Here is a 22,601-nt window from a genome sequence, read left to right on the forward strand (position 1 = left end):
TCCAAATACCCTACGTAACTGGACATTTCAGGTTCCCTACCTTCGAATTCAATGGTAGAATAGAAGCATGAATTCGATGGGGGTGACATTCGACAACTGCGGCATCACCGAACTGGTGACCGCAGTCGAAACCCTCTCGGCCACCCTTGCTCACGCCACCCTCACCCCGTTCGCGGATGCCGATGTGGTGGCGTTGATGCAGCAGCTGGAAACCTGCAAGCGCAAACTGTCGGCGCTGGATTCGAAGCTGATCATCGAAGCCTCGGATCGTTCGTTGCCGGAGGCCAGTGGTGCGGGCAAGCTGGTGCCGTTCCTGCGTCAAACCCTGAGCCTGTCCGCCCACGACGCCTCGGTGCGGGTGAAGATCACCCGCGAATGCGGCGAATTCACCGAACCCAACGGCCGTCCCCGCCCCGCGGCCCTCCCGGTAGCGGCGGAAGCCTTTGCCGCGGGCGCGCTCTCGCGTGACCACGTGCGTCACATCGTGGATATCATGACGCATCTGCCCACCGACATCCCGGTCGAGACTCGTGTGGATGTGGAGCAGGTGCTGGTGGAACAGTCTTGTGAGGGTTTGTTCCCTGACGACCTCCCGAAGATCGGCCGCGAGATCCTCGCCCGTTTGGATCCGGACGGCACGGTGATCAATGATGCCGACCGTCGCCGCCGTCGCGGCTTGGTGATCGGCCGCCCGGGTGTGGATGGCATGTCGTGGGTGGAGGGCTGGATCACTCCGGAGCTGCGTGCGTGCTTGGATGCGGTGCTGGCGAAGTTCGCTCCCCGGCGGGGCTGGCAGTACTCATCGTGGCCATCGAGTGGCTCGCGAACCGGGCCATGCACCCGCCGGGACCGAGAGGTCACAACCCTAACTCGTTGGGCTGCAGAAAGGATGGTGCCCTAGTGAGCGAACCATGGCAGATCAGTGCCGACGTGCTGGTGATCGGCGGCGGGCCCGCCGCGTGCTGGGCGGCGGTGCACGCCCGGGAAGCCGGGGCCGAGGTGGTGCTGGTGGACAAGGGATACTGCGGGACCAGCGGTGCGACAGCGCCTGCGGGCACCGGGGTCTGGTATGTGGCGCCCGAGGCCAACGCCCGCGCCAATGCGAAGGCCAGTCGGGAGGCGTTGGGCGGGCATCTGGCCGACCACTATTGGATGGATCGCGTGCTGGATCAGACCTACGCGAACATGAACCGGCTCGCGGTGGAGGGGCGGTATCCGTTCCCGGTCGATCCCGCAACGGGGGAGCAGTTGCGCACCGGCGTGCAGGGGCCGGAGTACATGCGGCGCATGCGCGCGTGGGTGCGGCGGCTGGGCGTGCGCATCCTGGATCACGCACCGGCACTGGAACTTCTGGTCGACGCCGACGGCGTCGTGCGCGGTGCGGCCGGATATCAACGCCAGGCCGACGCCGACTATCGGGTGATCGCCGGTGCGGTCGTGCTCGCCAGCGGCGGCTGCGCCTTCCTGTCGCGGGCGCTGGGCACCAATGTCGACACCGGCGACGGCGCGCTCATGGCCGCCGAGGTCGGCGCGCGGTTCTCGGGCATGGAGTTCTCCAACGCCTACGGCATCGTGCCCAAGGGCTCGACCATCACCAAGACCGCCTACTACGGCTACGCCACCTTCTATCACGAGGACGGGCGAGTGCTGGAAGGCGCGGGCTCCATCAAGGGGCGTTCGGTGATCGCGCGAACCCTGTTGTCGGAGAAGGTGTTCGTGCAGCTGGACCGCGCCGACGCCGACGTGCAGGCGCGCATGCGGGTGGGTCAGCCCAACTTCTTCCTGCAATTCGATCGCCGCGGCATCGACCCGTTCACCGACCGCTTCGAGGTCGACCTGCTCGCCGAGGGGACGGTGCGCGGCACCGGCGGCATCGATGTCGTCGACGACGACTGCGCCACCACGGTTCCCGGCCTGTACGCGGCGGGCGACGCGGCGACCCGGGAGCGCATCTGCGGCGGCTTCACCGGCGGCGGCAGCCACAACTCGGCGTGGGCCATGTCCTCGGGCAGCTGGGCGGGCCGGGGCGCGGCCGCCTTCGCGCTACGCTCCGGCCGGCCCGATGCGAGCTCCCTGCGCGGTGCGGGCGGCATCGGATTGCGGCCTGCCGCAGGCGATTCCCCGACGGGCGATGCCCTGACAGCCGACGAAGTGGTGGCCGCCGCACAGGCGGAACTCATCCCGTTCGAGAAGAACTACCTACGCCACGGCGACCGCCTCACCCCCGCGTTGACAGCCCTCGACGAATTGTGGAACCGCGCCACCCGCGAACTCGGCGCCGCAACCGGCATCGAGCGCGTCCGCGCCCGGCAGGCCGCCGCCATCACAGCGGTCGGCCGCCTGATGTACCGATCCACCTTGGCGCGCACCGAAACCCGCGGCATGAGCAAACGCGCCGACCACCCCACCCAAGACCCGGCCCAGCACCACCACATCCTCTCGGGCGGCCTCGACCACGTGTGGGTCACCACGACACCGGCGGCCGGCGCGATCGTGGCGGTGGCGTCATGATCGAACTGGTTCGTGGTGAGGACTGCATCGCCTGCGACAAGTGCATCGACGTCTGCCCGACAGATGTTTTCGATCGCAGTGCCGCCGGAATTCCGCTCATCGCAAGGCAATCCGACTGCCAAACGTGCTTCATGTGTGAGGCGTACTGCCCGACCGACGCCCTCTACGTGGCCCCGGACGCCACACCGCTCGCGGATCGCACTGTCATTCCCGAGGCGCACATCGGTCGCTACCGTGAGCAGCTCGGCTGGGGGAAGGGTCGCCGTCCCGGCAGCCTCATCGCCATCGGGCCCGAACTGCCACACGGCACGCCACCGCCGCGCCTGTCCGAAGTCGCGCCGCGCGTTTCGGAGTCGACACACGTGGCCGGCACTTCGCGACCGCAGTAGCGCATTGCTGGCGTGGCCAGTCCACCGCGCCGCTCCCAACTGTGACGTGTTCTCCCAGCGCCCAATTCATAGCTGATGGGCATTACTTGCGGTGGCTATTCGGGGCTGAGGCGTTGAACAATCACTTGCGCAGTGTGATTGGCGTCCCGGTACCCGTCAGCGCAGCGCCAGCGCCAGGAAGAAGTCGACGCGATCCTCGAGGCGCGAGAGGTCGCGGTTGGTGAGTTCCTCGATGCGCTGGATGCGGTAGCGCAGCGTATTCACGTGCAGGTGAAGTAGATCCGCGCACTTGGTCCAGGAGCCGGACACCTCGAGGAAAGTCTCCAGGGTGTGCACCAGGTCGGCGCGGTTGTCCTGGTCGTAGACGCGCAGCGGGTCGAGCAGGCGCACACGGAACATGCGGCGGACTTCGTCGGGCACACTGGCCAGCAGCAGCATGTGGGTGGCCAGTTCGTCGTGGCGCACCACGCTGGTGGGCTGCTGGCGTTCGGCGGCCATGCGCCGGGCGTAGCGGGCCTCCTCGACCGCGCCGCGCAGCCCCTCGCCGTCGACTGCGCCGCTGATGCCCACCGACAGTCGGCTCTGCTGCAGACCGGGTTCGAGGGCTTCGATGGCCCGGTGAATGTGGTCGTCGAGCGCCTGCTCGTCGCCGAGCGCGACCAGCAGGATGACCTCGCCGTCGACCACGCCGATGGCCGGACTGCGATCGTGCAGGATCTCGCGCAGCACCGCGCGCAGCTCACCCGGCCGCACGGCCCCGGAATCGGTGGTGGCCGCGACCGCGAGATAGCGGTCCGACAGGCCCAGTCCCGTCAGCTCGAGCCGGGAGACGATGTCGGCGGGCTTGGCCTCCGACATGATCAGCTCGATGAGTTCCTGCGCGAGCCGCCCTTCGGCGCTCTGGCGATCGTCCTGCCGCGCCCGCTCGAGGGAGACCACCGCGGCCAGTTCGCCGATGAGCGCGCGGCGATCCTCCGGCCAGTCCTTGTAGTCGCTCTCGAACACCAGAAACCAGTCGGCGATGCGCGAGGTGCCGTCCGCGTCGACCGCGAACAGCGAGTACCGCACCTGACTGTGGGAGAGCACATGCGGTAACCGCTTGGCGCTCAAGAACGCCGAGCGCACCTGCTCGGGCAGATCCCGGGTGGGCCCGGCCACCACGCGACCCAGCGACGAGACCACCCAGCATCGCGTGCCCAGGGTGCGATGCACCAGATCCAGCACCGAGTCGAGCCCGCCGCCGGACACCAGCTGCCGATGCCGATCGAGGATCGCGCTCAGATCCGCCGCGCGCCCCGACGACAGTCGCCGGTTGATGGTTTCGGTCACCGTGGCGAAGGCGATGTGCTCCTCGACCCGGAACAACGGGATTCGGTGTTTCTTACAAGCCGCGACCAGATCCTCCGGCGCGTCGCCGAAGAGCGCGTCGCCGGCGGCCAGCGCGGCCACCTTCGCCCGCGCGATGTTGCTGACGAATTGCTCGCTGTCCTCGGGTTGCAGCCGCCATTGGAGGCCGGTCAGCACGAATTCGCCGCCGGACAGATACCGGCTGGGATCTAACATGTCCGTGGTTACTACCCAGCGTACGAACCGGTCCAGCTCGTCTTCTCCGGTGACGAGCCGTAGGCCGAGGTCGTTCATGGTCAGGAGGGAACGTAACCGCATTTTTCCGAGGCTAACAGTCGGTGACGCGCCGGTTACCGAACTTGGATGTAACTACAAACGAGTCCCTGTGTCGCAGGCCACAGATTCGGATGTCTCGTCCTTTCGGGCATGACCGCTCGCCGGGTTAGGTGGTTGAAACACGCCAAAGATGGTTTGGAGGTCGGATGTCGAGTCGCCTGGAATGGCTCGGTTCGCTGTCCCTGGAAGACGCGGAGACGCAGTTGCTCACCTGCAACGCGTCCCGATCCTGGGCCCGCAAGATGGTCGCGAACCGGCCGTACGCCGACGAGTCGAGTCTGATCGCCGCCGCGGTGACCGGGGTCACCGAGCTGTCGTGGGCCGATATCGAGGAGGCCCTCGCGGCGCATCCCCGCATCGGCGAGCGCACCGCCGCCACCCATCAGTCCGAGCAAGAGGCCAAGTGGTCGGCCGAGGAGCAGTCCGGCGCGACCGACGCCGATGCCGTCATCAAGGCCGATCTGGCCGCCGGTAACGTGGCATACGAGAAGCGGTTCGGCCATGTCTTCCTGATTCGCGCGGCGGGGCGCAGCGCCGCCGAGATGCTGTCCGAACTCCAGATCCGCCTGGGCAACACCGTCGCCGACGAGCAGCTCGTCGTCCGGCGCGAACTGGCCGACATCACCGGCCTGCGCGTGCGGAAACTGCTGGCGGACTGAGCGCGGAGGACTATCACGTGGCAAAGCTGGTCATCGAAAACGCTTATCTCGCACCGGTTGTCGGCGCCGAGATCCCCAACGGTCATCTGGTCGTCGGTGACGACGGCCGCATCGAAGCTCTCGGCGCGGGACCGGCGCCGACGGTGGTGGGCGCTGAACGCCTCTCCGGCACCGGCTGCCTGGTGACCCCGGGCCTGGTGAACACCCACCACCACCTCTACCAATGGGCCACCCAGGGGCTGTTCCAGGACGCGACCCTGTTCGAGTGGTTGACCGGGCTGTATCGGCTGTGGGCGACCATGGACGCCGAGATCGTGCACGGCGCCGCGCAGGCGGGTCTGGGCTGGCTGGCGCTGACCGGCACCACCACCTCCACCGATCACCACTACCTGTTTCCCAAGGGGCGCGGCGATCTGTTCGAGGCCGAGGTGCGCGCGGCGCGTGAGATCGGGCTGCGCTTCCACCCGTGCCGCGGTTCCATGGACCGCGGCCAGTCCCAGGGCGGGCTGCCGCCGGACGAGGTGGTGGAGGACCGCGACGCGATCCTCGCCAGCACCGAGGAGATCATCCGCACCTATCACGACCCGTCGTTCGACTCCATGCTGCGCGTGGCCGTCGCCCCCTGTTCGCCGTTCTCGGTGTCGGAGGGGCTGATGGTGGAATCCGCCGCGCTGGCTCGTACGCACGGGGTTCGCCTGCACACCCACCTCGCCGAGACCCTCGACGAGGAGGAGCACTGCATCGAGCAGATGGGTTGCACGCCGGTCGAATACATGGAGAAGCTGGGCTGGCTCGGCGACGACGTGTGGTTCGCGCACGCGGTGCACCTGCACGACAAGGACATCGCGGCCTTCGCCAAGACCGGCACGGGTTCGGCGCACTGCCCGACCTCGAACGCCCGGCTGGGCGCGGGGATCGCGCGGGTGACCGATCTGATCGCGGCGGGAGCGCCCGTCGGCCTCGGGGTCGACGGCGCGGCCTCGGCGGAACTGACCTCCATGGCCGGCGAGATGCGCCAGGCGCTGCTGTTCCAGCGCGCCGTGCACGGCCCGCGCGCCCTGACCGCGCGCCAGGCCCTCGAGGTCGCCACCCTGGGTGGCGCTCGAAACCTGGGGCGGCACAACGAGATCGGTTCGCTCGAGGTCGGCAAACTGGCCGACATCGCGGTCTGGCGGGTGGACGGCTTCCGGGCCGCGCTCGAGGATCCGGTATGCGCCTTGGTGTTCGGCCCGCAGCCGCCACTGGCTCGCCTGCTCGTCGGTGGCGACACCGTGGTGGCCAACGATGAACTCCAGACCATGCCGCAGGATGCGGTCGCGCGCGCAGGCGCCGATGCCCGCAGCCGAATCATGCGACAGGAGAACCGATGACGTCCAGATAGACCGCACGACAAAGCCCTGACGACCCCGCGGTCACCGGAGAGCCACCCATGCTCTCCTCGACGCCTGCGATCGCCGCAGCGATTCGCGATGCCTGCCGCAGCGGGGCGGCACCGGGAACCTCACACGGGTTTCCGGAAGTCCGGACAACAGCTTCCGGACAAGTTGATTAACAGGGGCAAGTCCGTTCCACACGGTAAAGACCCCACAACAAGCATCACCGAATCCGCGGCTCGGGATCTCCCCCAGCATCCGTGCCGCTGGTCGGCTACGCCCATAGGAGGGCAGCCATGACCCAGACTCAGTCTCCGATCACCACGACGGAAACGCGAGTATCCCCGCTCGACAAGGTGTTCCGGTTCACCGAGCGCAAGACCAGCCTATCCCGTGAAATCCGCGGCGGCATCACGACTTTCGTCGCTATGGCGTATGTCATATTGCTGGTGCCGCTGATTCTCGGCGGCGTCACCGACGCGCACGGCGACAAGCTGAGCATCGCTCAGCTGACCACCACGACCGCCTTCTCCGCCGGTCTGACGACCGTCCTGATGGGCGTCGTCGGCAATGTGCCCCTCGCATTGGCCGCCGGCCTCGGTCTGGTCCCCGTCGTCGCCTTCCAGGCCGCGCCGCACATGACCTGGCCGCAGGCCATGGGCCTGGTGGTGCTGATGGGCATCGTGATCGTGATCCTGGCCGCGACCGGCCTGCGGACCATGATCATCAACGCCATTCCGCTGGCCATGAAGAACGCCATCGGCGTCGGCATCGGCATGTTCATCGCCATGATCGGCCTGGCCTCCTCCGGGGTGGTCGGCAAGGGTTCCGGCACGCCGGTGACCATGGGCGTGGACGGGCATCTGTCCGGTTGGCCCACCGTCATTTTCGCGGTCGGCCTGCTGCTCATGCTGGCGCTGTTCATCCGCAAGGTGCCGGGCGCGATCCTGATCAGCATCGCCATCGCCACCGTGCTGGCCATCGTGGTCAACTCCATCGCGAAGATCGACCCCAAGCAGTGGGGCACCGTCGTGCCCGAGAAGCCCAAGTCGCTGTTCGCCGCACCGGATTTCGGGCTGCTCGGCCACATCGACCTGTTCGGCGGGTTCGCCACCGCGGGCGCGATGACCGCCACCGTGGTGCTGTTCACCCTGGTGCTGACCGGCTTCTTCGATGCCATGGGAACGGTTTTCGGCGTCTGTGACGAGGCCGGCCTGGTGGACGAGACCGGTCAGGTGCCCGGCATGGGCAAGATCCTGACCACCGACGGTGTCGCCCAGATCATCGGCGGCCTGTCCGGCGGTGCGGGTTCCACGGTGTACGTCGAGTCCGCGACGGGTGTCGGTGAGGGTGCTCGTACCGGTCTGGCCAGCGTGGTCACCGGCGGACTGTTCTGCGCCGCGGTGTTTTTCACCCCGATCGCGGCCGTGGTGCCGATTCAGGCCGCCTCACCCGCCCTGGTGCTGGTCGGCGCGCTGATGATGACCCAGGCCCGCAAGATCGACTGGAACGATCTCGAGGTCGCCATCCCGGCGTTCATCACGATCGTGCTCATGCCCTTCACCTACTCGATCACCAACGGTGTCGGCGCCGGTCTGATCGCCTTCACCGTGATCAAGCTCGCGCGCGGCAAGTTCCGTGAGATCCATTGGCTGGTGGCCCTGGTCAGCGTGGTGTTCGTCGCCTACTTCGGCATCAACGGCATCGAAATGGCGCTGGGAGGCTAGTCATGCGCGAGGTCGCGGCACAGCTGCTCGAATGGCACGAGGCGGGTAAGGATTACGCGCTCGCCTCGGTCATCGGGAGCGGTGGCTCCGCACCCCGTCCGATCGGCGCGGCCATGGCCGTGGATGCCGAGGGCACCGTCATCGGGAGCGTTTCCGGTGGCTGGGTGGAGGGCGCGGTCCAGGAGTTGTGCCGCGAGTCGCTGGCTACCGGGCAGGTCATGCGAGAAAGCTTCGGCTACAGCGATTCCGACGCCTCCGCGATCGGATCGACCTGCGGCGGAACGATTCAGGTGTTCGTCCAGTCGGTGACCGAGGCCAACCGCGACGCGGTGGACAAGGTCCTGCGAGCTGAGGGGGAGGCCGTCGCACTCGTGCGCGACCTCGACAGCGGCGCCACCATGGCGCTGGGCACCTGGTGGACCGCCGGAGCCGAATTCGACGAGCAGGTCGTGGCGCAAGCCCAGGGCATGCTCGACAGCGGCCAGACCGCGGTACGGACGCTCGGCTGTGAGGGCAGCCAGGTGACCGTGCTCGTGGAATCGCATGTGCCGCCGCCGCGGATGATCGTCTTCGGGGCGATCGACTTCGCGGCCGCGGTGGCCCGGATCGGCACGTTCCTCGGCTACCACGTCACCGTGTGCGACGCGCGGGCGGTCTTCGCCACCCGCGCCCGCTTCCCGGAGGCCGACGAGGTGGTCGTGGAATGGCCGCACCTGTATTTGGCGCGAACCCGGGTCGATGCCCGGACCGCGCTGTGTGTACTCACTCACGACGCCAAAATCGATGTGCCGCTACTGGAGGTGGCGCTTCGCCTGCCGGTGGCGTACGTGGGTGCGATGGGCTCCCGGCGCACGCACGAGGATCGTCTCCAGCGACTTCGTGCGGTCGGGATGACGACGGCCGAACTGGCGCGGCTGAAGTCGCCCATCGGACTCGATCTGGGCGGGCATACCCCGGCGGAGACGGCCGTCTCCCTCGCCGCCGAGATCGTCGCGGTCCGCCGTGGGGGAACCGGGGTACCCCTGGCGACCTACGGCGGACCCATTCACCGCGACGCGATCGTGGTGCCAGAGGTGACCGTCCCGGATTCCCCGGACGCGCTGCACCTGCTCGAATCCCTGCTCACCGACTGACTTTCCGACCGAAAAGGAACCACGGCAATGCCTTTGATCTTCCTGAACGGGGGTGCCATGCGCGGCGGTCCCCTGAACTACCTGCTCGAGGGCGCACCGTTCGCCGGGGAGGCCAAGACCGCGCCGCAGTACCGGTTCTATTCGGTCGACGACCGATTCCCCGGCCTGCACCCGGTGGCCTACGGCGGCGCGCCCATCGCCGGCGAACTGTTCGACGTGCCCATGGACGTGCTGCGCAACCGGCTGCTGCCATCCAAGTCACCGGACCTGGAACTGGGTGTGATTGCCTTGGAGGACAATCGTTCCGTGCTGGCCATGATGTTGCGCCGCCCGGCGCTCGCCTCGCCGGAACTGGTCGACATCACCGATTTCGGCAGCTGGCACAGTTACCGGGAGGACATCGCCGGATGAGGTACACCGCCGCGGGCGCGCCGCGGAAGTTCGACGTGCACTGCTCGATCCTGTTCACCGACCTGCCGCTGCTGGAACGGCCGGCGGCGGCCGCGGCGGCGGGGTTCGAGGCGGTCGAATTCTGGTGGCCCTTCGGCGAGAACCCGGTGCCCGGGGACAAGGAGGTCGACGCGTTCGTGTCCGCGATCGCCGATTCCGGGGTGCGGCTGATCGGGTTGAACTTCATCGATCTGGTGCCGGCCGGTAAGGGCTTGGCCTCCATTCCGGGACGGGAACGCGAGTTCCGGGACAATATCGACGTCACGGTGGGGATTGCGGAGCGGCTGGGATGCCGCTCCTTGAATGCGTTGTACGGCAATCGGATTCCCGGTGCGGATCCGGCCGCGCAGGACGCGCTGGCGCTCGAGAACCTGGCGCTGGCCGCCGCGGCCGCCGCGCGCATCGACGCGCAGGTGGTGCTGGAGGCGCTCAATTCCATCGAATCGCCGGACTATCCGATCACCTCGGCCGCACGGGCCGTCGAGGTGATCGACGCGGTCGGCGCACCCAATCTCCGATTCCTCTGCGACCTTTACCATCTCGCCCGCATGGGTGCGGACCTGCACGGCGTGATCGCCGAATTCGCCCCCTACATCGGGCATGTGCAGATCGCCGATGCGCCCGAGCGCAGCCGTCCCGGTACCGGCACGCTCGATTTCGCAAGCCTGTTCGCCGCACTCGACGCCGTCGGTTACGACGGCTGGATCGGCCTGGAATACAAGGACCCCGAACACGATTGGAGTTGGATGCGGTGAGCACCATCGGATTCATCGGTCTCGGCATCATGGGCGGCCCGATGGCCGGGCACCTGGTCGCCGCGGGCCACGAGGTGACCGGTTACAACCGGTCGGCGGCCGCGGTGGAGAAGCTGGTGGCCGCCGGCGGGATCGGCGCCGGAAGCGTGGCCGAGGCCGTCGACGGCAAGGACATCGTGATCACGATGCTGCCGCAGGACGAGCAGGTGCGCGAGGTGTTCACCGAGATCGTCCGGCACGCGAAAACCGGTGCGCTCTACATCGATTTCTCCAGCGTCACCCCGCAGACGGCGGAGTGGACGGCTACCGAAGGCGCGAAGCGTGGCCTGCGGGTGCTGGACGCGCCGGTCAGCGGCGGTGAGCCGGGTGCGGTGAACGCGGCGCTGTCGATCATGGTGGGTGGGTCCGACGCGGATTTCCAGGCGGCCGAACCGATCTTCGCCGCTGTCGGCAAAACATACGAACTGGTTGGGCCCAACGGGTCGGGGCAGGTCGTGAAGGCCGCCAACCAGCTGATCGTCGGCGGCACGTACGCGCTCGTCGCCGAAGCCATCGTGCTCATGGAGAGTCTCGGCGCGGACGCCGCCAAGGGCCTCGACGTCCTCGCGGGCGGCCTGGCGGGCAGCAAGATCCTCGAACTCAAGCGAAAGACCATGCTGGAGCGCGACTTCCAGCCCGGCTTCCGCATCGACCTGCACCACAAGGACATGGGCATCGTCACCCAGGCCGCCCGCGAGGCCGAGGTCACCATCCCCATGGGCGCACTCACCGCCCAGCTCATCGCCGCCGCCCGCGCCATGGGCCACGGCTCCCTCGACCACTCGGCCCTGCTGCTCGTCGCCGAAGCCCTCTCCGGCAAAACCGCCCCCACGCCGACCGACGAGGCCGACGCGTGAACGACGTCATGCACCGCCCCCCGCACTGGCTGGACCAGCACGGCCACGGCGAAATGGCCTGGCCCCCAGGCTGGACCGTCGACCGCTACACCGTCCAACTGCCCGTGATCCGCGAACCGGCGAATCTATCCACGAAAACCCCCGCGCCCCAACCCAACTGCGACCTCCCCGAGCGCACGGAATGACCGGCGAGGACTTCGAGTCCCCAGACGAGGCCGCCACCCCGGACCTCGGCCGCGACGACACCGGCTGGCTGCGCGTCAGCGGCCGTGCCGGCTGCGATCCCGTGATCACCATCAGCCGCGCCGACGCGGCCCGCATCGGCGAGGCGGGCCCATGATCCAGCCGCGGGGTGGAGTGCGCCGGAGTTCGATGGAAGGCCACGTGATCGTGGCGCCGGACAAGTTCGCCGGTTCGCCGGTTCGCTGACCGCGCCTCAGGTCGCCGCGCATCCGGCGGCCGGATTCCGCAGGGCGCGACCCGACGTACCCGCGTGGTGACGGGTGGCCCTCCCCGGCACCAAAACCACCACTGGGGCTCGCCACCCCATTCCCCAGCGGGGGCCGCTGACCGATGAGGGGTCGGCGGCCCCCGCGCTCGTCCTGGAATCAGCCTGTATTCTCTTGTATGCTCTGTCTGTGACTTTCCATTTTCGTGAGGACGTCTCCGAGGTTGATTGCCTTCATGACGTCACTGCGGCGGAAGTAATGCAAGCACTTGCGTATTCGCGGCGCTGGCCGCAGCGGATCGAGTCGAAGGTCGACTCGACGGTGCTACAGATCTTCAGTCGCACGGATGCGGGTCGCGGTGTGGCTATTCTGGTGATTCAGATCGATCGCTGGGATTGGCTCGTCTACGCCGCGCGGGCTTTGGAAGTGGATGAGAACGCCGAATACACCGTGTGGGAGGTACAGCAATGACCATCGATAAACGCATTCAGGACCTGACCACCCAGGCGGCCGATGCTGACCTCATGAACGGATTCCTGGCTGGGCAGCTCGTTCGGACCAATGGGCCGACAGATGACTCGGAGTTGCCGACGCCCGACGCCGCCGAGGTCGAGTCAGCACGGATGGTGCCTACGACGGTCCGTTTCTCTGCCGCGCAACGGGAAAAGCTCGAAAAGCTCGCCAAAGCTCGTAAAACCGATGTTTCCAGCCTGCTGCGGGATTGGGTCGACCATCAACTAGAGGCCTCCGAACATCCGGAGCGGAAACTGATCACCCTCGAGGAAGCGGTCGAAGCGCTGCGGAACCTTCCGCATTCCGCCTGACCGTCACCGGATCGGGTGGCGCCTCTGGCGTCCCGGACATAACTCGAGCGGCCGTGTGCCCGGCATCGAAATTCGATGCCGGGCACACCTTTAGCGCAGTTGGCGGTTATACCAGGGCGCGGGTGGCGAGGATGGCGGCGGCGGTGCGTTGGCCCATGCGGATGGCGCCGTCTACGTGTTGGAAGCCGTGGCCGGCGAGGTCGGAGCAGGAGAAGTGGAGGGGGCCTACGGGGTCGCGGTGGTCGTGGCCGTAGCGGGTGAGGCCGCCCAGGTCGAAGCTGACGCCGTAGGCGCCTCGGGTCCATTCCTCGCTGCCCCAGTCGGATTCGTAGAAGACGACGGGATCGGCGGCTTCGGGGCCGAGGTAGCGGACCAGGCAGTCGAGGGCGGCTTGTTTGCGTTCGGCGGGGGTCATGGCGAAGTAGGCGTCGGCTTGGGTGTGGGCGATGAAGCCGACCATGGCGCCGTTGTCCACGCCGTGGTTGGTGTTGTCGTACACCTCCGAGACCAGATCGGTGTCGCTGAAACCGGTGCCGGACAAGCCCTTCGCGCGCCAGAACGGGGTCTCGTAGACCGCGTGCACCTTGACCACGAAACCGAAGGACATGTGCTGGTGCATCTGGTGGCGGCGGCGCGGCAGCGGGGGATCGAAGCTGATGCCCGCGTATAGATTCGGCGGCACGGCCAGCACCACGCGATCGGCGTGCACCTCGAGGTCGCCGTCGGCGAAGACGGTGACGCCGGTGTCGGACCAGCGGATCTTGCGCACGGGGGCGTTGAGGTGCACGTCCGCGCCCAGCGAGGCGGCCAGGCGCTGCGAAACCTGTTGCATGCCACCAATGACGCGCTTGTCGAGCATGAAGGTGTCGGTGGCCAGCGAGGTGTAGGAGCCCTGCGCGGCGGCCATGTGCAGCGCCTGCAGGGTGGAGAAGGTGTGGGCGGGCTTGGTCAGCATGGCGCCGGCGACGAAGAACGACACCGTCTCGCGGGCGTACTCGTTGTCGGACTGGCCCTCGAGCCAGATGCTGAACGGGATCGAATCCAGTTCGGCCGCTCGCGGATGCGCCCACGGCTCCTCTGCGCCGACCTCCGCGGCCAGCCCGTCGAGCAGGGCGAGCAGCCGGTCGATCTCGGCGGCGGTCTCGGCCGGGGCGGGGAAGGCGTCGCCGATGAATTGCTGCCGGGTGCCGTCGGCGGCCAGATACACCGATTCGCCCTCGCGGTAGCGGGAGAAGGTCCGCAACCCGAGCTCCTCGACCAGCGCCAGCGCGGCGGTGTGATGCGGCGAGAGCCACTGGCCGCCGATCTCGATCATGGCGCCGTCGATATCGCCGGTCCAGGTGCGGCCGCCGACCCGGTCCCGGGCCTCGAGCACGGTCACCGACAGGCCGGCCCTGTGCAGTTCGGCGGCGGCGGTCAGACCGGACGGTCCGGCCCCGACGATCACGACGTCACGAGTGATGACAGCCACGAGAGCTCCTTACCGGTAATTCGACATCAGGCGATAACCCGATGGTTGCCAATTCAGTATGTGCGCGCGGTCACGATCATGCCCGCGCCGTTTCGGTGAGCCGGCCCGCCCCTCGTTCGCCGCTTCGGCGTGTGCGGGCCGGATCATCCCCGGGAACCGGGGTCAGCGAGCCGGGAGCGGCTCGTTCTGGGTGATGCAGTGGATGCCGCCGCCGCGCGCGAAGATCGGGCGGGCGTCGACGGTCACGATGCTGCGGCCGGGATACACCCGCAACAGGATGTCGGCGGCCTCGGCGTCGGACGGATCGTCGAAGCCGCACAGGATGACCGCGCCGTTGCAGACGTAGTGGTTGATGTAGCTGTAGTCCACGAACCCCTCCTCGTCGCGCAACGTGCGCGGCGCGGGGACCGGGATGACCTCGAAAGCGGTTCCGGCGGAGGTGGTTTCGGCCGCGAACTGCTCGAGCAACTCGCGGCTGAGCTCGTGATCGGGATGCTCGGGGTCACGCTGGTCGTGCACCAGCACCACCCCCGGCGCCGGCAGCGCCGCCACGATGTCGGCGTGCCCGCGGGTGCCGAAGCGCTGCGAATCCCGCCACAGCCCGCGCGGCAGCCAGATCGCGGTGTCGATGCCGATGGTCCGGCGCAATTCGGCTTCGACGTCGGCCTTGGTGAGCCCCGGGTTGCGGTAGGGGTCCAGTTGCACGGTCTCGGTGAGGATCACCGTGCCCGCGCCGTCGACCTGGATGCCGCCGCCCTCGTTCACCAGCGGGGAGTCGACGATCGGCACCCCGGCGGCGGTGGCGACGGCGCGCCCGATGGCCGAGTCGTGCTCCCAGCGGGCCCAATCCTGTTGTCCCCAGCCGTTGAACACCCAGTCCACGGCGGCCACGGAACCGTCGGTCGCGTGCACGAAGGTCGGCCCGATGTCGCGCATCCACGCGTCGTCCAGGGGCGCTTCCACCAACTCGATCGCACTCGACAGCAGTCGCCGCGCATCGGCGGTGTCGGCGGGATCGACGACCATGGTGACCGGTTCGAATTCGGCGACGGCGTGCGCGACGGCGGTCCACGCGGCCCGCGCCTCGTCGACGGCTTCCGGTGTCGCGGTGATCTCCGATCCCACCGGCGGGAACGCCATCCAGGTGCGTCGGTGCGGCGCGTGCTCGGCGGGCATGCGCCACTCGGCGGCCGTCATCAGGCCCGCCCGAAGGGGTAGTCGCGCTCGACCGGCGCGGTCAGTCGCCCGTAGGTGTCGGGGCGGCGGGTCTCGAGGAACGGGAACAGCGTCAGCCAGTCCTTGCGCTGATCCAGATCCAGATCCGCCACCAGCACCGCGGATTCGTCGCGCGGCGCCTGCACGAGGATGCGGCCGTACGGGTCGGAGATGAAAGACGAACCGTAGAAGGTGATTTCGCCTTCGTCGCCGTAGCGGTTGGGCACGATCATGAAGGTGCCGGCGGTGATCCCGTTGCCCACGATCACGTGCTGCCACAGCGGCTGGGTGTCGAAGGCGGGGAACGACGGCTCCGAGCCGATGGCGGTCGGGTAGACGATCACGTCGGCCCCGGCGAGGGAGTACATGCGCGCGACTTCGGGGAACCATTCGTCCCAGCAGGTCGGCAGGCCGATGCGCACATCACCGAGATCCGGGTGGCTGTGCGGCCGGTACGCCTCGTCGGTCACCGGGCCCGCCCGGAAGTAGGTGTCCTCGTAGTAGCCGGCGCTGATCGGGATGTGCAGCTTACGGGTGCGCCCGACCAGTTCGCCCTTGGGGGACACCAGGATCGCGGTGTTGAACCCGAGCCCGTCACCCTGATCGGCGCGCTCGTAGAGCGAGGCGTGCACGAACACGCCGTGCTCGACGGCCGCCTCGGCCGCGAAGGTGAAGGTCGGCCCCGAGTCCGGATCCTCGGCGTCGGCGCAGGGGTTGTCGCCGCCGCGCACGAAGGCCGGGTACTTGCTGAAGGTCACCTCGGGCAGGAAGACCGCCTTGGCGCCGAGTTCGGCCGCCTGGGCGATGCCCTCGTTCAGTTCGGCGCGCAGGGCCGCGGCATCGGCCTGCCAGCGATGCTGGACCAGCGCCACCCGCAGCGGCTCACGGACGGGGGCCTCGACGCGGGCGTGCGAGACGGGCGGCTCGAAACAGGTGATGACGTTCATGACTACTCCTTCTCGAAAAAGTCTGGGGGAGAATGCTGTTCGGCTACGGCATGGGGTCGCCGGACACCGCGCGCGGCAGGGTCGCGCCCCGGAAGTACGCCGGTTGCCGCCAGCGCTGCACCAGCATCAGCACCGCACCGAGGGCGAGGATCCCGAAGCCCAGATAGAACACCAGGCCGACACCGAAAATCGAAGCGCCGCTGCCGACTTCGGGCTTCAAACTCTCGCGCACCGAGATGCCGAACACGACCAGCAGCATGGTGCCGCCCAGCAGCGGGAACAGCAGCTTGAACAGGAAGTCGCGCACCGAGGCGAACCACCGTCGGCGGAAGTACCAGACACAGGCGAAGGCGGTGATGCCGTAGTACCAGCAGATCATGATGCCCAGTGCCGCAATGGTATCCAGCAGCACATGCTGGGACAGCAGCGCGGTGATGGCGTAGAAGCCGCCCGCCACGACCGCCGCGACCGCGGTGCCGAAGCGCGGCACCTGATACACCGGGTGCACGCTGGCGAAGCGCGGCGGCAGCGCCTTGAAGGTGCCCATGGCCAGCATGGCCCGCGCCGCCGGCAGGAAGGTGGCCTGCAGGCTGGCGATGGTGGAGACCAGCACCGCCGCGAACAGCAGCATCTCGCCCGCCCCGCCCATCACCGGCTGCGCCAGCGCACCGAACACATTGTCGTGCGCGGCGGGCGAGCCCAGGCCGATCCCGGTGTCGCCGACGCCCGCGTACCACATGAGCGCCACCGCCAGCAGCAGATACGTCCCCAGCACGGTCAGGATCGACAGCACTCCGGCGCGGCCGGGCGTGCGCTGCGGATCCTTGCACTCCTCGCCGAGGGTCAGCGCGGTATCCCAGCCCCAGTACATGAACACCGACCCGATCAGCCCGATCGCGAACGCGCCCAGGGTCAGTCCGGTGAACGGGTTGAACCAGTCGATGTCGAAGTGCAGCCCCGACGGCGCGTCTCCGTTCATCGCCTTGGCCAGTGCGATGCCCGCGAACAGCAGCAGCACCACCAGCTGGAAGCCGACCAGCACGTACTGGGCGCGTTCGCTGGAGCTGATCCCGCGGCTGGCCGCCCACCCGGCCGCCGCCAGGAAGGCGAGCGTGGTCACGATATTGATGAGCTTGTTGTCGCCCAGTGCGGCAATGGATTCCGAGTGTGCGAGGCGTCCGATGAACAGATAGAGGAACTCCGCGCCGACGGCCGCGATATTGGCCAGCACGATGACCACCGCGATCACCGACCCCCAGCCCGCCATCCAGCCGACGTACGGACCCAGCGCCCGCGCCGACCAGGTGAACGACGCACCGCAGTCCGGCGTTTCGGAACTGAATTCCTTGTAGGCGTAGGCCGCGAGGAACATCGGGATGAACCCGGCGATCAACAGCGCGGGCATCTTCAACCCGACCGCCGCCACGATCAGGCCGAGACTGGCGGTCGTGGTGTAGGCGGGCGCGATGGACGCGATACTCAAGATGGCGCCGGCGATGGTGCCCACCTTGTTGGTGGCCAATCCCTTGCTGCCGGCGGCATCGTGGGTATCACGCTCTGGAGTCTCTCGCGACGGCGTTGTCGCCTCGGAGGCATTCTGCACGAGCATCCAAGCTCCTGAAACTGGGTCTGGTGGCGTCGCAAGCGTTTTCGCGCGACGGCGCCACCTCGCCGATGGAGAACCGAGCCGGCGCAGTGGGAGCCGACATCGGGTGGGCGCCGAATCCGGCTCAGGGGCCGGGGCGCCGGGTGACGTCAACGCGTGAGCGCGACGTATTTGGTGTCGAGGTATTCGTCGATCCCCTCGGATCCACCCTCGGTACCCAGACCGGACTGCTTGATCCCGCCGAACGGGGCCGCCGGATCGGAGATGACGCCCCGATTGACCCCGACCATGCCGGCTTGCAGCGCGTTCGACACCCGCAGCACGCGATCGAGGTCGCGGGTGTAGAAGTAAGCGGCCAAACCGTATTCGGTGTCGTTGGCCGCGGCCACCACCTCGTCCTCGGTGTCGAAGCCGTAGATGGCGGCGACCGGTCCGAAGATCTCCTCGCGATGCATGCGCGCGGTGCGCGGCACGTCGTCGAGGACGGTGGGCTGGAAGAACCAGCCGGGCCCGTCGATGGCCTTGCCGCCGGTGCGGATCACCGCGCCGGCCGCGACCGCGTCCTGCACGAGGGCGGCGACGCTGTCGCGCTGGCGCTGGTTGATGAGCGGGCCGGTGTCCACGCCGGGCTCGTAGCCGGGACCGACGCGCAGCGCGCCGATCTGCTCGGCGAGCCGGGACGCGAACTGCTCGCGAATCGAATTGTGCACGTAGATGCGGTTGGCCGCGGTGCACGCCTCGCCGCCGTTGCGCATCTTGGCGGCCATGGCCCCGGCCAGCGCGGCATCCAGATCGGCGTCCTCGAACACGATGAAGGGGGCATTGCCGCCCAACTCCATAGAGGTGCGCAGGACATTGTCGGCAGCCTGGCGCAGCAGCAGCTTGCCCACGCGAGTGGAACCGGTGAAGGTCACCTTGCGCAGTCGCGGATCGGCCAGCAGCGGCGCGGTGATGGCCGCGGCGTCGCTGCCCGGCACGATCGACAGCACGCCCGCGGGCAATCCGGCGTCGGCGAACACCCGCGCCAGCGCCAGCATGGTCAACGGGGTGTCCTCGGCGGGCTTCACGATCACCGTGCACCCGGCGGCCAGCGCGGGCCCGATCTTGCGAGAACCCATGGCCAGCGGGAAGTTCCACGGCGTGATCGCCAGACACGGGCCCACCGGCTGCCGAGTGACCAGGATGCGGCCGGTTCCGGCGGGGGAATCGGTGTAGCGGCCGCCGATGCGGACGGCCTCCTCGCTGAACCAGCGCAGGAACTCGCCGCCGTAGGCGACCTCGCCGCGCGCCTCGGCGAGGGTCTTGCCCATCTCCAAGGTCATCAGCAGCGCGATCTCCTCGGTGCGCTCCATCAGAATCTCCCAGGCGCGGCGCAGGATCACCGCACGCTCGCGCGGAGCGGTTGCGGCCCAGGCTGTTTGGGCCCGGCAGGCCGAGTCCAGGGCACGCAGCGCGTCCGCGCCGGAGGCGTCGGCGACCTCGGTGAGAACCTCACCGGTGGCCGGATTGCGCACCGGGAAAGTGGCTTCCGAGGCGGCGGCCGCGGCCGCGCCGTCGATCCAGACGCCCGTGGGGACCAGCTCGCTGATCCGGTCGTACTCCAACATCGTTCTCCTAGACCGGGTTTCAGGCGAGCTCGGTGATGGCGGTGCACAGCACCGTCAGCGCCTCGTCGAGCAGTTCGTCGGTGATCACCAAAGGCGGCAGCAGCCGGATCACATTGCCGTAGGTGCCGCAGGTCAAGGTGATGACACCCTGCTCGAGGCAGCGCTTGGCGACCGCGGCGGTGAGGGCGGCGTCGGGCTCGGTGGTGCCGGGGCGCACGAATTCGAGGGCCAGCATCGCGCCCCGTCCGCGCACCTCGCCGACCGCCGGAACCCGCTGCGCCAGTTCGGCGAAGCGAGCCAGCGCCACCTCGCCGATGTGGCGGGCGCGGGCGGGCAGATCGTGGTCGCGGATGGCGTCGATGGCGGCCAGCGCGGCGGCGCAGGCCACCGGGTTGCCGCCGTAGGTGCCGCCCAGACCGCCCGCGTGCACGGCGTCGAGAAGTTCGGCGCGGCCGGTGATGGCCGAGAGCGGCATGCCGCCGGCGATGCCCTTGGCCATGGTGATGATGTCGGGCACCACGCCTTCGGCCTCGCAGGCGAACCAGTCGCCGGTGCGGGCGAAGCCGGTCTGCACCTCGTCGGCGATGAACACCACGCCGTTGGCGCGCGCCCACTCCACCAGGGTCGGCAGGAATCCCGGTGCGGGCACGATGAATCCGCCCTCGCCCTGGATCGGCTCGATGATGATCGCGGCCAGTGCGTCCGCGCCGATCTGCTTCTCGATGCGCGAGATCGCCTCGCGCGCCGCGGCCACGCCGTCCTGGCCGCCGTCGCGGAACGGATACGACATGGGCATGCGGTACACCTCGGGCGCGAACGGCCCGAAATGCGCCTTGTAGGGCATGTTCTTCGCGGTCAGCGCCATGGTGAGGTTGGTGCGGCCGTGGTAGGCGTGATCGAAGGCGACCACCGCGGTGCGGCCGGTGGCCAAGCGCGCCACCTTGATCGCGTTCTCGACCGCTTCCGCGCCGGAGTTGAACAGCACGCTGCGCTTCTCGTGATCACCCGGGGTGAGTTCGGCCAGCCGCTCGCAGACCTCGATGTACGCCTCGTAGGGGGTCACCATGAAACAGGTGTGCGAGAACCGCTCGATCTGCTCCTGCACGGCCGCAACGACTTTCGGATGCGCCGCGCCGACGTTGGTGACCGCGATACCGGCGGCCAGGTCGATGAGCGAATTGCCGTCGACGTCCACGATGACGCCGCCGTCGGCGTCGGCGGCGTACACCGGCGCGCTGGAGCCCACACCCGCGGCGACGGCGGCCTTGCGCCGGGCGGCCAGCTCCTGCGAGCGCGGGCCCGGGAGCTCGGTGTGCAGCTCCCGCTGCTGCGGGAGCCGGTAGGTGATCTCGGTCATGAGGAAAGTCCTTCTGCGGAAGAGGGTTTGGTAACAGCGGGGATGCGCGTCAGTCGTGCGCGCTCATCACGTGCTTGATGCGGGTGTAGTCCTCGACGCCGTAGGCGGAGAGATCCTTGCCGTAGCCGGAGCGCTTGAACCCGCCGTGCGGCATCTCCGCCACCAGCGGAATGTGGCAGTTCACCCACACCGCACCGAAGTCCAGGGCGGCCGAAACCCGCTGCACCACACCGTGATCGCGGGTCCACACGCTCGAGGCCAGGCCGTAGTCCACATCGTTGGCCAGCCGCACGGCCTCGTCCTCGTCGGCGAAGGGCTGCACGGTGATGACGGGGCCGAAGATTTCCTCCCGCACGATCGAATCCTCCTGGCGCACACCGGTGATGATCGTCGGCGCGAGGTAGAAGCCGCTGTCGCCGACGCGTTCGCCGCCGGTGGCCACGGTGGCGTGCGCGGGCAGCGCGGCCAGTTTTCCGGTGACCGATTCGAAGTGGCGAATGTTGTTGAGCGGCCCGTAGGCGGCCTCGGGATCGTCGGGCAGGCCGGGCTTGACGGACTGGGCCTTCTTCACCAGGGCCGTCACCAGGTCGTCGTGCACCGATTCGTGCACCAGCACCCGGGTGGCCGCGGTGCAGTCCTGGCCGGCGTTGAAGAAGGCGGCGTCGCCGATGCGTTCGGCGGCCAGCGCCAGATCGGCGTCGCCGAACACCACCACCGGTGCGTTGCCGCCCAGTTCCAGATGCGCCCGCTTGACCTGCTCGGCCGCCGCGGTCGCCACCGCGATGCCCGCGCGCACCGAACCGGTGATGGCCACCATGTCCAGGCGGGGATGGCTGACCAGGGCCGCACCGCTGGTCGCGGTGCCGAGCACGACATTGAGCACGCCGTCCGGCAGGATGCCCCGCGACAGCTCGGCGAGCTTCAGGGTGCTGCCCGGGGTGGTGTCACTCGGCTTGAGCACCACCGTGTTTCCGGTCGCCAGCGCCGGGCCGATCTTCCAGATGGCCATCATCAGCGGGTAGTTCCACGGGGTCACCTGGCCGATGACGCCGACCGGTTCGCGGCGGACATAGGAGGTGAAGCCGGTCATGTACTCGCCCGCGGACTTGCCTTCCAGCATGCGGGCGGCGCCGGCGAAGAAACGCAGATGATCGGCGCCGGTCGCGACCTCTTCGCTGGCGACCAGATGCTTGGGCTGACCGGTCTCGCGGCACTGCGCCTCGACCAATGCGTCCGAGTTGGCCTCGAGGGCGTCGGCCAGCTTCAGCAGGGCGGCCTGTCGCACGCTCGGGGTGGCCGCCTTCCAGGCGGGGAACGCGCGATCGGCCGCGGCGACCGCGGCGTCGATATCGGATCGATCGGAGATCGGGCTGCGGCCGATCACCGTCTCGTCGACGGGACTGACCAGCTCGAACGACTCCGTTCCGGCGGCGGCGACGAACTGTCCGTCGATGAAGTTGCGAAGCGTGTCAGTCATGTAAGCCCGATCTCGTTCGAAGTGGCATGCGCTGTGGTTGCCAGTCAGTGTGCTGCGTGACACACCCCCGCG

The 22,601-nt window shown here is 68.4% G+C and carries 22 protein-coding genes; 14 read left to right on the forward strand and 8 right to left on the reverse strand.

Annotated features, from left to right (window positions below; translation table 11 throughout):
- Positions 1-67: 67 nt before the first annotated feature.
- From D7D52_RS35605 to D7D52_RS35615, 3 genes are read left to right on the forward strand one after another with little or no spacing between them, the layout of a single operon-like run.
- Positions 68-901: a DUF222 domain-containing protein gene (locus D7D52_RS35605; RefSeq protein ID WP_120743358.1), complete on the forward strand. Its 834-nt coding sequence runs from the start codon at positions 68-70 to the stop codon at positions 899-901.
- Entirely contained in the window at positions 901-2,511 is a 1,611-nt protein-coding gene (locus D7D52_RS35610) for an FAD-dependent oxidoreductase (RefSeq protein ID WP_120743359.1), read from the forward strand. Before D7D52_RS35605 ends, D7D52_RS35610 begins: the two co-directional genes overlap by 1 nt.
- Complete coding sequence (locus D7D52_RS35615; protein WP_120744709.1) at positions 2,508-2,900, forward strand: 4Fe-4S binding protein; 393 nt, start codon at positions 2,508-2,510, stop codon at positions 2,898-2,900. The genes D7D52_RS35610 and D7D52_RS35615 overlap by 4 nt, the downstream gene beginning before the upstream one ends.
- A 156-nt stretch (positions 2,901-3,056) precedes the next feature.
- On the opposite strand, the gene D7D52_RS35620 is transcribed toward D7D52_RS35615, so the two are convergent.
- Complete coding sequence (locus tag D7D52_RS35620; protein WP_120743360.1) at positions 3,057-4,565, reverse strand: PucR family transcriptional regulator; 1,509 nt, start codon at positions 4,563-4,565, stop codon at positions 3,057-3,059.
- 164 nt (positions 4,566-4,729) lie between these two features.
- Between D7D52_RS35620 and uraD the strand changes: the two genes are divergently transcribed.
- The 11 genes from uraD to D7D52_RS35670 all read left to right on the forward strand — a co-directional run bounded on the left by uraD (position 4,730) and on the right by D7D52_RS35670 (position 12,849).
- The gene (gene uraD, locus D7D52_RS35625; protein ID WP_120743361.1) at positions 4,730-5,242 is read left to right on the forward strand and encodes a 2-oxo-4-hydroxy-4-carboxy-5-ureidoimidazoline decarboxylase; all 513 of its coding nucleotides are present in this window, start codon (positions 4,730-4,732) and stop codon (positions 5,240-5,242) included.
- Between the two features lie 17 nt (positions 5,243-5,259).
- Complete coding sequence (locus tag D7D52_RS35630) at positions 5,260-6,612, forward strand: 8-oxoguanine deaminase (RefSeq protein ID WP_120743362.1); 1,353 nt, start codon at positions 5,260-5,262, stop codon at positions 6,610-6,612.
- 299 nt (positions 6,613-6,911) lie between these two features.
- On the forward strand, positions 6,912-8,342 hold the full coding sequence (locus D7D52_RS35635) for an NCS2 family permease (protein WP_120743363.1): 1,431 nt from the start codon (positions 6,912-6,914) through the stop codon (positions 8,340-8,342).
- 2 nt (positions 8,343-8,344) lie between these two features.
- A complete protein-coding gene (locus D7D52_RS35640) occupies positions 8,345-9,475 on the forward strand; it encodes an XdhC family protein (RefSeq protein ID WP_120743364.1) in 1,131 nt (376 codons plus the stop codon).
- A gap of 27 nt (positions 9,476-9,502) precedes the next feature.
- A complete protein-coding gene (locus D7D52_RS35645; RefSeq protein WP_120743365.1) occupies positions 9,503-9,886 on the forward strand; it encodes an allophanate hydrolase-related protein in 384 nt (127 codons plus the stop codon).
- Positions 9,883-10,680, forward strand: a complete 798-nt coding sequence (locus tag D7D52_RS35650) for a hydroxypyruvate isomerase family protein (protein WP_120743366.1) — start codon at positions 9,883-9,885, stop codon at positions 10,678-10,680. The genes D7D52_RS35645 and D7D52_RS35650 overlap by 4 nt, the downstream gene beginning before the upstream one ends.
- On the forward strand, positions 10,677-11,576 hold the full coding sequence (locus D7D52_RS35655) for an NAD(P)-dependent oxidoreductase (protein ID WP_120744710.1): 900 nt from the start codon (positions 10,677-10,679) through the stop codon (positions 11,574-11,576). Before D7D52_RS35650 ends, D7D52_RS35655 begins: the two co-directional genes overlap by 4 nt.
- The gene (locus D7D52_RS35660) at positions 11,573-11,761 is read left to right on the forward strand and encodes a hypothetical protein (protein ID WP_120743367.1); all 189 of its coding nucleotides are present in this window, start codon (positions 11,573-11,575) and stop codon (positions 11,759-11,761) included. The genes D7D52_RS35655 and D7D52_RS35660 overlap by 4 nt, the downstream gene beginning before the upstream one ends.
- A complete protein-coding gene (locus tag D7D52_RS38350; protein ID WP_162958794.1) occupies positions 11,758-11,916 on the forward strand; it encodes a hypothetical protein in 159 nt (52 codons plus the stop codon). The genes D7D52_RS35660 and D7D52_RS38350 overlap by 4 nt, the downstream gene beginning before the upstream one ends.
- Positions 11,917-12,214: 298 nt before the next feature.
- On the forward strand, positions 12,215-12,496 hold the full coding sequence (locus tag D7D52_RS35665; protein ID WP_246023527.1) for a hypothetical protein: 282 nt from the start codon (positions 12,215-12,217) through the stop codon (positions 12,494-12,496).
- Positions 12,493-12,849 (forward strand): regulator, encoded by a 357-nt coding sequence (locus D7D52_RS35670; RefSeq protein ID WP_120743368.1) that lies wholly within the window; start codon positions 12,493-12,495, stop codon positions 12,847-12,849. Before D7D52_RS35665 ends, D7D52_RS35670 begins: the two co-directional genes overlap by 4 nt.
- A 106-nt stretch (positions 12,850-12,955) precedes the next feature.
- Here D7D52_RS35670 and D7D52_RS35675 read toward each other — a convergent pair whose 3' ends face one another.
- From D7D52_RS35675 to D7D52_RS35705, 7 genes are all read right to left on the reverse strand, one after another.
- Complete coding sequence (locus D7D52_RS35675) at positions 12,956-14,320, reverse strand: flavin monoamine oxidase family protein (RefSeq protein ID WP_120743369.1); 1,365 nt, start codon at positions 14,318-14,320, stop codon at positions 12,956-12,958.
- A gap of 162 nt (positions 14,321-14,482) precedes the next feature.
- Positions 14,483-15,517, reverse strand: coding sequence for an agmatine deiminase family protein (locus D7D52_RS35680; protein WP_246023528.1), 1,035 nt, complete (start codon positions 15,515-15,517; stop codon positions 14,483-14,485).
- Complete coding sequence (locus D7D52_RS35685; RefSeq protein ID WP_120743370.1) at positions 15,517-16,482, reverse strand: nitrilase-related carbon-nitrogen hydrolase; 966 nt, start codon at positions 16,480-16,482, stop codon at positions 15,517-15,519. The genes D7D52_RS35680 and D7D52_RS35685 overlap by 1 nt, the downstream gene beginning before the upstream one ends.
- A gap of 43 nt (positions 16,483-16,525) precedes the next feature.
- The gene (locus D7D52_RS35690) at positions 16,526-18,091 is read right to left on the reverse strand and encodes an APC family permease (protein ID WP_120743371.1); all 1,566 of its coding nucleotides are present in this window, start codon (positions 18,089-18,091) and stop codon (positions 16,526-16,528) included.
- A 146-nt stretch (positions 18,092-18,237) separates the two neighbouring features.
- Positions 18,238-19,695, reverse strand: a complete 1,458-nt coding sequence (locus tag D7D52_RS35695) for an NAD-dependent succinate-semialdehyde dehydrogenase (RefSeq protein ID WP_120743372.1) — start codon at positions 19,693-19,695, stop codon at positions 18,238-18,240.
- A gap of 19 nt (positions 19,696-19,714) precedes the next feature.
- A complete protein-coding gene (gabT, locus tag D7D52_RS35700) occupies positions 19,715-21,052 on the reverse strand; it encodes a 4-aminobutyrate--2-oxoglutarate transaminase (protein ID WP_120743373.1) in 1,338 nt (445 codons plus the stop codon).
- Between the two features lie 49 nt (positions 21,053-21,101).
- Positions 21,102-22,529, reverse strand: a complete 1,428-nt coding sequence (locus tag D7D52_RS35705; RefSeq protein WP_120743374.1) for an aminobutyraldehyde dehydrogenase — start codon at positions 22,527-22,529, stop codon at positions 21,102-21,104.
- Between the last annotated feature and the right edge of the window lie 72 nt (positions 22,530-22,601).

The sequence above is a fragment of the Nocardia yunnanensis genome (assembly GCF_003626895.1).
Taxonomy (GTDB): domain Bacteria; phylum Actinomycetota; class Actinomycetes; order Mycobacteriales; family Mycobacteriaceae; genus Nocardia; species Nocardia yunnanensis.

Bases quoted from the DNA above. Each gene is read 5' to 3' on its own strand.
- D7D52_RS35605 (WP_120743358.1), top strand. From the start codon at position 68: ATGAATTCGATGGGGGTGACATTCGACAACTGCGGCATCACCGAACTG.
- D7D52_RS35615 (WP_120744709.1), top strand. From the start codon at position 2,508: ATGATCGAACTGGTTCGTGGTGAGGACTGCATCGCCTGCGACAAGTGC.
- D7D52_RS35620 (WP_120743360.1), bottom strand. From the start codon at position 4,565: ATGCGGTTACGTTCCCTCCTGACCATGAACGACCTCGGCCTACGGCTC.
- uraD (WP_120743361.1), top strand. From the start codon at position 4,730: ATGTCGAGTCGCCTGGAATGGCTCGGTTCGCTGTCCCTGGAAGACGCG.
- D7D52_RS35635 (WP_120743363.1), top strand. From the start codon at position 6,912: ATGACCCAGACTCAGTCTCCGATCACCACGACGGAAACGCGAGTATCC.
- D7D52_RS35640 (WP_120743364.1), top strand. From the start codon at position 8,345: ATGCGCGAGGTCGCGGCACAGCTGCTCGAATGGCACGAGGCGGGTAAG.
- D7D52_RS35645 (WP_120743365.1), top strand. From the start codon at position 9,503: ATGCCTTTGATCTTCCTGAACGGGGGTGCCATGCGCGGCGGTCCCCTG.
- D7D52_RS35650 (WP_120743366.1), top strand. From the start codon at position 9,883: ATGAGGTACACCGCCGCGGGCGCGCCGCGGAAGTTCGACGTGCACTGC.
- D7D52_RS38350 (WP_162958794.1), top strand. From the start codon at position 11,758: ATGACCGGCGAGGACTTCGAGTCCCCAGACGAGGCCGCCACCCCGGAC.
- D7D52_RS35670 (WP_120743368.1), top strand. From the start codon at position 12,493: ATGACCATCGATAAACGCATTCAGGACCTGACCACCCAGGCGGCCGAT.
- D7D52_RS35680 (WP_246023528.1), bottom strand. From the start codon at position 15,517: ATGACGGCCGCCGAGTGGCGCATGCCCGCCGAGCACGCGCCGCACCGA.
- D7D52_RS35685 (WP_120743370.1), bottom strand. From the start codon at position 16,482: ATGAACGTCATCACCTGTTTCGAGCCGCCCGTCTCGCACGCCCGCGTC.
- D7D52_RS35690 (WP_120743371.1), bottom strand. From the start codon at position 18,091: ATGCTCGTGCAGAATGCCTCCGAGGCGACAACGCCGTCGCGAGAGACT.
- D7D52_RS35695 (WP_120743372.1), bottom strand. From the start codon at position 19,695: ATGTTGGAGTACGACCGGATCAGCGAGCTGGTCCCCACGGGCGTCTGG.
- gabT (WP_120743373.1), bottom strand. From the start codon at position 21,052: ATGACCGAGATCACCTACCGGCTCCCGCAGCAGCGGGAGCTGCACACC.
- D7D52_RS35705 (WP_120743374.1), bottom strand. From the start codon at position 22,529: ATGACTGACACGCTTCGCAACTTCATCGACGGACAGTTCGTCGCCGCC.